This is a genomic window from Halorubrum sp. SD626R (genome assembly GCF_001261915.1).
In the GTDB taxonomy this organism is placed as follows: Archaea; Halobacteriota; Halobacteria; order Halobacteriales; family Haloferacaceae; genus Halorubrum.
Window position 1 is genome coordinate 1 of sequence record NZ_CVRT01000143.1, and the last position, 1,038, is coordinate 1,038.

Genomic DNA, 1,038 nt, shown 5'->3' on the forward strand with positions numbered 1-1,038 from the left:
ATTTTTTGTGTTGCGGTGAGCCTCGCGGCTTGTGTTGCGGTCGGCGGCGCCGCCGACCGCAACACAAGCCGCGAGGCTCACCGCAACACAAAAAATCAGGATACGGCGCATGGTTAGACCCCCGGAATCGCCGACCGGATTATGCTCTCGATGAACCCCCACGCGAGTCCGATCGGGTCGTAACCGAGGGCCACCATGCCGACCCCGATAAACACCGCCAAAGTGCCGAATTTCAGTATCGGCTCGACGACGAACGATAGGATCGACAGGTACGGCGCGAGGGGGTTAATCATTAGTTTTCCCCCTGTCCGAAGAGCGCATACAGGACCCCGAGCGACCCGATACCGGCCGCGATGAGTCCGATGTCGGGCGACCCGCTGCCGCTAAAGAAACCGCCGCCGGCAGCGCCGGTGCTCCGGGATTCCTCGTATCTCTCGATCAGCTCTTCGTTCCGCTCTTGGAGCTGGTTCCACTCTTCTTGCGTGATATAGTTTGAGTCGGTCTGTGGCTCGTTTGACTCGAACGACGCGCTTGACGTGTTCTCCCCGGTCTTCCGGTTCACGATGGACTCAACCGTGAACTGCTTAGAGAGGTTTAGCGTCTCGTACTGGGTCTCATCGGCACCGGATACGTACTCGGCGGATTCGACCTCGGTGATGTTGGTCTCAAGGTCTCCGCTCGCGTCGTAAGAGTAGGTGCCGTCGCCGTTGCCGGTCCAATCAGCCGCGGGGACCGAGACGGTCTCGCCGGCGGTCGTCGTCACGTTCAGGACTGTCCCCTCGTAGGGCTGCGCGGTGATGGTGATGGTCCCGCCGTCGACGCCGGTCTCGTAGGCGTCCCACGTACCGGAGAGTTGACTCACGTCGGCCGTGAGATAGACGTCTCCGGCGAAGGTACTCGGGTCGTAGGTGGTCCCCGACTCGATCGGGCCGTCTGACTCGTCGGTAAGGCCGATCGTGCCCGAGAGCGTCGCACCGGTCTCGGTGATGGTGACTGTGACCTCGCGCTCCGGGTCGATCGGAATGTTGAGCGCGGCGA

At 61.9% G+C, this 1,038-nt stretch carries 1 protein-coding gene and 1 pseudogene; both read right to left on the minus strand.

The window, feature by feature from the left end:
- Window positions 1-113: 113 nt before the first annotated feature.
- Complete coding sequence (locus SD626R_RS13935) at window positions 114-293, minus strand: hypothetical protein (RefSeq protein ID WP_032073169.1); 180 nt, start codon at window positions 291-293, stop codon at window positions 114-116.
- Window positions 293-1,038, minus strand: a pseudogene (locus SD626R_RS13940) (hypothetical protein); the annotation flags it as partial. The pseudogene SD626R_RS13940 and the gene SD626R_RS13935, both read right to left, overlap by 1 nt.